Annotated in this window: 6 protein-coding genes; 2 read left to right on the top strand and 4 right to left on the bottom strand. The window is 47.6% G+C overall.

What is annotated here, in order from left to right; all coding sequences use genetic code 11:
* The 3 genes from B3180_RS07515 to narL all read right to left on the bottom strand — a co-directional run.
* Positions 1 to 419: thiamine pyrophosphate-binding protein (locus tag B3180_RS07515; RefSeq protein WP_286843828.1), on the bottom strand; the 419-nt coding region annotated here is incomplete at its 3' end.
* Positions 420 to 484: 65 nt separating this feature from the next.
* Positions 485 to 1714, bottom strand: coding sequence for a gephyrin-like molybdotransferase Glp (gene glp, locus B3180_RS07510; RefSeq protein ID WP_278358597.1), 1230 nt, complete (start codon positions 1712 to 1714; stop codon positions 485 to 487).
* 2 nt (positions 1715 to 1716) lie between these two features.
* Positions 1717 to 2364 (bottom strand): two-component system response regulator NarL, encoded by a 648-nt coding sequence (gene narL, locus B3180_RS07505; protein ID WP_286843826.1) that lies wholly within the window; start codon positions 2362 to 2364, stop codon positions 1717 to 1719.
* A gap of 222 nt (positions 2365 to 2586) precedes the next feature.
* On the opposite strand from narL, the gene B3180_RS07500 reads away from it, so the two are divergent.
* On the top strand, positions 2587 to 3918 hold the full coding sequence (locus B3180_RS07500) for an MFS transporter (RefSeq protein WP_278358598.1): 1332 nt from the start codon (positions 2587 to 2589) through the stop codon (positions 3916 to 3918).
* A gap of 9 nt (positions 3919 to 3927) precedes the next feature.
* On the opposite strand, the gene B3180_RS07495 is transcribed toward B3180_RS07500, so the two are convergent.
* Entirely contained in the window at positions 3928 to 5724 is a 1797-nt protein-coding gene (locus B3180_RS07495) for an ATP-binding protein (protein ID WP_278358599.1), read from the bottom strand.
* A gap of 313 nt (positions 5725 to 6037) precedes the next feature.
* On the opposite strand from B3180_RS07495, the gene B3180_RS07490 reads away from it, so the two are divergent.
* The coding region (locus tag B3180_RS07490; RefSeq protein WP_286843823.1) for a molybdopterin-dependent oxidoreductase at positions 6038 to 6698 on the top strand (661 nt) is incomplete at its 3' end.

Genomic DNA, 6698 nt, shown 5'->3' with positions numbered 1-6698 from the left:
ATTAGCGGTGAATTTATTCGCACCTGACAGCAGGTGACTTGTTCATAAATAAGGCGCTGCGAGTCAACCTGCTTGGCCTGGTGATGAATGCTTAACCCACGATCAATTTCTTTTTGCGCCGGAAAGCCTGCAACGATAATGAGCGGAACGTGCTCTTCATAGGCTTGAGCAACGGAATTCACTGCATTGAGTGCACCAGCACCATAGGTGAGAAACACCGCCGATGGCCGGTTACAAATACGGGCCGCAGCATCTGCGCAGAAGGTAATAGCTGGCTCATGGCTCAGGTAATGAAAAGGCATGCGCTGGCGACTTTGAATGTCTGCCAGTAGCGGCAGAATAAAGTCGCCCGGAATGCCGAACAGTTCGTTTATGCCAAGTTCTTCAAATTGCTCTAATAGTACGTCTGTAAATTTCATGGACACCCTCCCGGAAGGAACAGTGTCCATGTTTTGCGTCAGGCCGAATTGATTTTGGTCAACATTTACCGCAACAGTGAGGAAAAAGGCAGAATGGTGACTTCTTCTCCCGCATTCACAGGGCCGCGGTCCTGCTCTAGTCGGATAAAGCAGTTGGCACGTTTCAGTGTACTTAACACGGCGGAGCTTTGCGAACCGGCACTGCTGACTTTAAGCTGACTATTGTTGTCCTGCTCAAACCAGCCACGCTGAAAGTCGGCCCGGCCCGGACGCTTTTTCAAATATTCCGCCGCCGTTGCCTGATAAGATTCACTACTGATGTGTTTTTCACCGGAGAGATGCTTCAACACCGGCTGTGTCAGTTGATCCATGGTCACGGCTGCTGCAACCGGGTTGCCGGGTAAACCAAAGAACCAGGTGTCTTTAAGTTTGCCAAAGGCAAAAGGTTTACCCGGCTTCATAGCGACCTTCCAGAATGAAACCGAGCCCAATTGTTCTAAAGCGGTTTTGGTAAAATCGGCGTCACCGACGGAGACACCGCCACTGGTTATCACTGCGTCGCAATTTTGTGTTGCGTCTTGTAATGCCTGGCTTATAGCTTCTAAGTCATCATTCAGCCGGCCAAGGTTAACAGCCTCGACGCCCATTTTCTCCAGCATAGCCAGTAACAAATAACGGTTGCTGTCAAAAATTTGCCCGCTTTTCAGCTTTCCGCCAGGGGCTACTAATTCATCACCGGTTGAGAACACGGCAATTTTCGGTTTACGGTAAACGGCCACTTCTTCAATACCCAGTGATGCCAGCAAGCCAATATCAACCGGACTTAAGCGTGTACCCGTTGCTATCACTTCTTCACCTAAAGCAATATCGCTGCCCCGGCGGCGAATATTATCGCTTTCAGCGACATCCTGTAGCACGGTAATTTCACTTTTATCCTGATTAGCTTCAGTATTTTCCTGAATGATAACGGCGTCTACTGAATCAGGTATGGGGGCGCCGGTCATAATACGAACGCACCCGTTTTCAGGGATAGAGTCGTTATAAGGGTGTCCCGCAGCAGCAACTCCGACAACTTTTAAGCGAGAACCTTTCTTCGCTTCACTGCTGCGGACAGCGTATCCGTCCATGGCCGAATTATCATAACCGGGAACATCCAACGTTGAATTTACCGGCCGGTTGAGGATACGCCCCAGCGCTTCCGATAATTCAACCGTCTCTTTGTCAGTTATGGTTGAAACGGTATTGAGCATGTTCTCTAGTGCCTGCTCAACAGGCATTAGTGACGGGTTACTCATACTTATTCACCTTGTTGATTAACCATCCAGACTGCGGCCTCAACACGAGAGCGCAAGCCCAGCTTTTTCAGTAAGTGTTTAACATGCACCTTAACGGTACCATCGGATATGTCCAGCTCGCGGGCAATGACTTTGTTACTCATGCCTTTAGCAATTAAGCTTAGAATTTCATGCTCGCGGTTGGTTAAGGTACTCAATTGCGAAGTAGCAGACTGAGTTGGCTGGCGCAAAGCTGTAGCCAGTATTTCGGTGATGGCTTCGCTTAACACCATTTTTCCGGTCACTGCGCGGTGAATTTGTTCTAACAGAAGCTCGGGTTCCATATCTTTTAGCAAGTAACCGTCAGCGCCATTAGTAATAGCTGCCACCACGTCGTCGTCGGCGTCACTAACCGTGAGCATGATAATGCGCGATGTCACCCCGGAATCCCGAAGCTTTTTCAGGGTTTCTATGCCATCCATACCATGCATGTTGAGATCCAGAACAATCAGATCGGGATCGTGCTCAGCAGCTAACTCCAGTGCGTCCGGGCCGTTACTGGCTTCGGCGACAACAGTCAAGTCGTCTTCCATGGCAATCAGCTGTTTTAGTCCTTTTCGCAGTAGTGGATGATCGTCCACTAACATAATGCTGGCTGCTTCGGTTGTCATAGTCTTCTCCCTTGTGTACTTAACTCAGTTAGTTTGACATAGCTGGTGTTTAAATTCACCGCACATAGCCAGAACTTACACTTTTGAATAACGTTTTTACCCATAATTAGGTAAAGCATTACCCCATAATAACCCTAAAAGTAACTCTTGATGTGAGTTGTATCTAACCGGCCTTAGTAGCAAAGTCTTTAATCATAAAATAAAACGAATAACTGCGACGATATGGATAAAGCTTCGGCGACAAATACACTCAGCGACGTGCAGGGAAACCTCGGTTCTCACGCGGTTTTGCGCTGGCTAACGCTCAGTGTATTGTTACTTGGCGTTACCTTTTGGGCAAGCTGGAGTGTTATTGTCGTTCTGTTGGCAAAATCCAATGCCAACTTAACGCCCAGTCAGCTTATGTCATTAGTCGCTATAGCGGGTGCCAGTGGCGCTCTGTCCCGACTACTAGGTACTTTGGTTGTTAACCAGCTAGGGCGCTGGATGCCAGCTGTTATTGCAACCATTATGTTGCTGGTCAGTATTGATAGTTTTGTGCAGTTTTCAGCAACTCATATTACTTATCCTGTGCTTGCATTGTTAGCTGCGCTATCGGGTATTGGTTGCATGATGTTTGCGCCAGCGTTTGATCTAACCCGCCAGTTTAAGGGGTCCTTGAGTTTGCCTTTGTCTATGAGCGTGGTTATTGGAATGACCATATTCTCTTTATTTCTGGCACAGCTGGCGGTACCGCTACTGGCAACCTGGCAACTCGACGGAATGGGATCTTCTTTAGTATTGCAACGCAGTAGCGGGAACTTTTTCGCGCGTGTTGATGCCGGTAAGCCTATTCTGTTAAACAGTTTCAGTTGTGTCTGGGCTGTTTTATTCACTTTTACCGCCATATTCAGTGTTGGTGCGGCATTATTTACTTCGAAAAAGCAGCCGCTGCCTAAGGTAACCATACGAAAGCTTCTTACCCAGAATGGTCATGTCTGGTACTGCAGCATTCTCTATAACATGACTTTTGGCAGTTTTATTGGTTTTGCCATGGCGTTGCCATTGTTGCTTGAGTTTGTATTTGGTTACAGCACGTTAATTCTGGTCTGGATGGGACCTTTTGTCGCTTTACTGGCCCGGCCTTTTGGCCGTTGGTTGGCCGGAATTTTTGGTGGTGCTCTGGTAACACAAATCAGTTTATTGTTAATGATGGTTTTTGGTGCGGTAGCCGGGCGTTATATGTATTTTGCTCAGCACGGTCCAACAGAAATTTATTTTGAACCCTTTTTTATCAGTATGCTGGGTCTGATTTTTACCAGTGCCTTAGGGAACGGGTCGGTAGTGGTGACTATGAGAAAGGTGTTTCCACGAACCTACACTCATAGAGTATTAATTTGGGCGGGTACCATCGCAATGTTGGGGGCGGTCTATTTGCCACTGCGCTTTGCCTGGGCGCTAAAATCGCAAAGCACCGATACCGTTTACATCGATTTTATTGTGTTCTACGTGATTGGTTTACTGCTGAACGGTTTTATCTACTTGCGCCGGCACGGCCAGTTCTATAACCCCTAGGCAGACCGGTTATTGCAACAGGTAGTCCGGGGTAAAGGAAAAGAGCACTTCTGTGCCTCCTGCAGCAAGCCGCGACATATTAATTTCACCACCTAAGTTACGGCTGCGCTCCTGCATAATGGCCAGTCCATAATGGTTAACCTTCTCTGCATTTTCCGGTAAACCGACACCGTCATCAGTAATTCTGAGTTCGACATCCTGCCCGCCGGGTTGCGAAAGGCTGATGTGAACCTGAGTTCCCTGGCTGTGGTTGACCGCGTTTTGGCTGGCTTCACGAATAATCTGCAGCAAATGAATTTCTTCATGCGGAGCCAGCGGTATGTTATTCAGACGGTAGTCCAGATTAATGGCCATGTCGCTTTGCTCAGTTAATTGCTTAACCGTAGTTTGCAGTGCGTTATAAAGGCCGGAACCGTCTACTTTCAGGCGGAAGGTAGTCAGTAGTTCACGCAGTTGACGATAGGCTGAATTTAAACCTTCACGAAGTTCGCTACTGACATCGTCAATAGTTGCGCGGTCGTTCTTTTCAATGCCTTTGTGCAAACGTGTCACCTGTATTTTGAGGTAGGACAGCGCTTGTGCCAGAGAGTCATGCAATTCACGGGCAATAACGGTACGCTCGTGCATCAGAGCCAGTCTGCGTACTTGCTCTTCTTCAGACTTGAGGCTTTGTGATAAGGCCAGTTGATCGGCGGTTGAACTCATCAGTTGTTGCTGCCAGGTAGCCAGCGGCTGGTTTTGCTCGCAACGTACAATGAGTACGCCGTAATTTTGATCTTCTCTTTTTAAAACAAAACGATAAACGAGTTTGTCCTGCATAACCGATGCGCCTGGTCCCGCCTTAATACAGGTAGCACAATCGCCGGCATCACAAGGGTCATGTGAATTCGGGCGAGGTTGTAACTGTAGGAATGGGCGGCTGCCTTCCTCGGTTAAAAGGCAAAGTTCTATGTCTTCCACTTCGCCAACTTCATAGAGCTTTTCTACAACTTGCTGATAATTGTTGTAGTCGTAGCTGTGAACAATGATAGAGCGGGCGGTATCGTACAGAAAGGATAAAACTTTGTTCTTACGCGACAGTTCCTGGGTTTGTTGCTCCACCCGGCGCTCAAGACCGCCGTAAAAATAACTGACGGTTTCTGACATTTTATTCATGGTGCGTGAAAGCTGACCAATTTCATCTTCGTTATTGAGCTTAGATTTAGCGGTGAAGTCGCCTTGGCCTAAACGCTTAGAGACCGACAGTAAATGCATGAGCGGCTGATCAATTTTGCGTTTTAGCACGGTCAGCAGGAAGAAAAAGATAGCAACAATGACGAAGGACGCCAGGGCCAGAGCACTGCGGACCGTCTCCATGCGGTGCTCTGAATGTTCCTGCAGTTGACCTACCAGAGTATCCAGTTGGTTAACGTAGTTATCGATGGCTTCATTTTGCTCCTGCGAGAAACTGACAAAGCCCTGTTCGGCAATACCCGTTTGAACACGCTCCCACTCTGTCCGGGCTTCCTCGGCCAACTGTTGAATGCTGCCACCAGCCTTAATGAAATGGCGATTAAGCAGAGGCTTTTCCCACAAGGTTCCAATGTCCTGAGCTGTTTGATTTGCCTGCTGGGTTTCACCGTTAGATAACTGAAACGCAAACTTATAGGCTTTCATGCGGTGCGAGCCGGCTACGTTGATAAGCTCAGCATCTTGTTCGGACTTCTCTAAAAGCCAAAATGCCGATAAAGAGGAGGCGCTGGCCACGATCACGATAAGCGCAAGCGAAATTCTAAAAACGTTAATAATAGATGCGTTGCGTATCATTCCGGGCCACATTCAGAGTAAAAATTCAGCTACATGATATAGCATTTCCAAAGGGGGAGACAACAACCGATAACTTTGGGCTACCTCTTTTTTACCACCTTTAGGGCTAATTAATAATCACTCTCAATTAGAACGGGAAAACTTCTTAAAAATCAGTCTATGCAAGCTAAACTCATATACCACCTTAGTGGTAGTTTTTAATGTATATCAATGAGTTAGCTAACTTTTTGAACTGGCAAGTCGACTCAGGATCACGCACACTTCTCCCACATATCTATTTAGTTACTGTTAGACGTGGACTGGGAGTCTAATTATGAGTCGTCTGCTTGAAAAACTGCGTTTCTTTAAAACGCAAAAGCAACCATTTTCGGATGGACATGGTGTTACTACCGATGAAGACAGAACGTGGGAAAAAGGGTATCGCCAGCGCTGGCAGCACGATAAAGTCGTGCGTTCAACGCACGGTGTGAACTGTACCGGTTCCTGCAGCTGGAAAATTTACGTTAAAGATGGACTGGTTACCTGGGAAACCCAGCAAACTGATTACCCTCGGACACGTCCTGATTTACCAAACCATGAACCGCGTGGCTGCCCAAGGGGCGCCAGCTATTCCTGGTATATCTACAGCGCTAACCGCCTGAAGTACCCTAAAGTACGCCAGCAGTTAATGACGCTTTGGCGCGAAGCCAAGGAACAGCATAAAGACCCGGTGAAAGCCTGGGAATCAATTGTGACTGATCCTAAAAAAGCGAAAAGCTATAAAGAAGCGCGCGGTATGGGCGGCTTTATCCGTGCAGACTGGAAAGAAGTAAACGAAATTATCGCAGCTTCCAACGTTTACACGGCGAAGGAATATGGCCCTGACCGTATTAGTGGTTTTTCACCCATTCCTGCGATGTCGATGGTGTCATACGCCGCTGGCGCCCGTTACCTGTCCTTAATTGGCGCAAACTGCCTGAGCTTCTACGACTGGT

It is taken from the genome of Idiomarina sp. UBA4206, assembly GCF_002383015.1.
Classification (GTDB): domain Bacteria; phylum Pseudomonadota; class Gammaproteobacteria; order Enterobacterales; family Alteromonadaceae; genus Idiomarina; species Idiomarina abyssalis.
Note: the sequence above shows the minus strand (reverse complement) of the source record. Positions and strands in the feature narration are given on the sequence as shown.

Bases quoted from the DNA above. Each gene is read 5' to 3' on its own strand.
- glp (WP_278358597.1), bottom strand. From the start codon at position 1,714: ATGAGTAACCCGTCACTAATGCCTGTTGAGCAGGCACTAGAGAACATG.
- B3180_RS07500 (WP_278358598.1), top strand. From the start codon at position 2,587: ATGGATAAAGCTTCGGCGACAAATACACTCAGCGACGTGCAGGGAAAC.
- B3180_RS07495 (WP_278358599.1), bottom strand. From the start codon at position 5,724: ATGATACGCAACGCATCTATTATTAACGTTTTTAGAATTTCGCTTGCG.
- narL (WP_286843826.1), bottom strand. From the start codon at position 2,364: ATGACAACCGAAGCAGCCAGCATTATGTTAGTGGACGATCATCCACTA.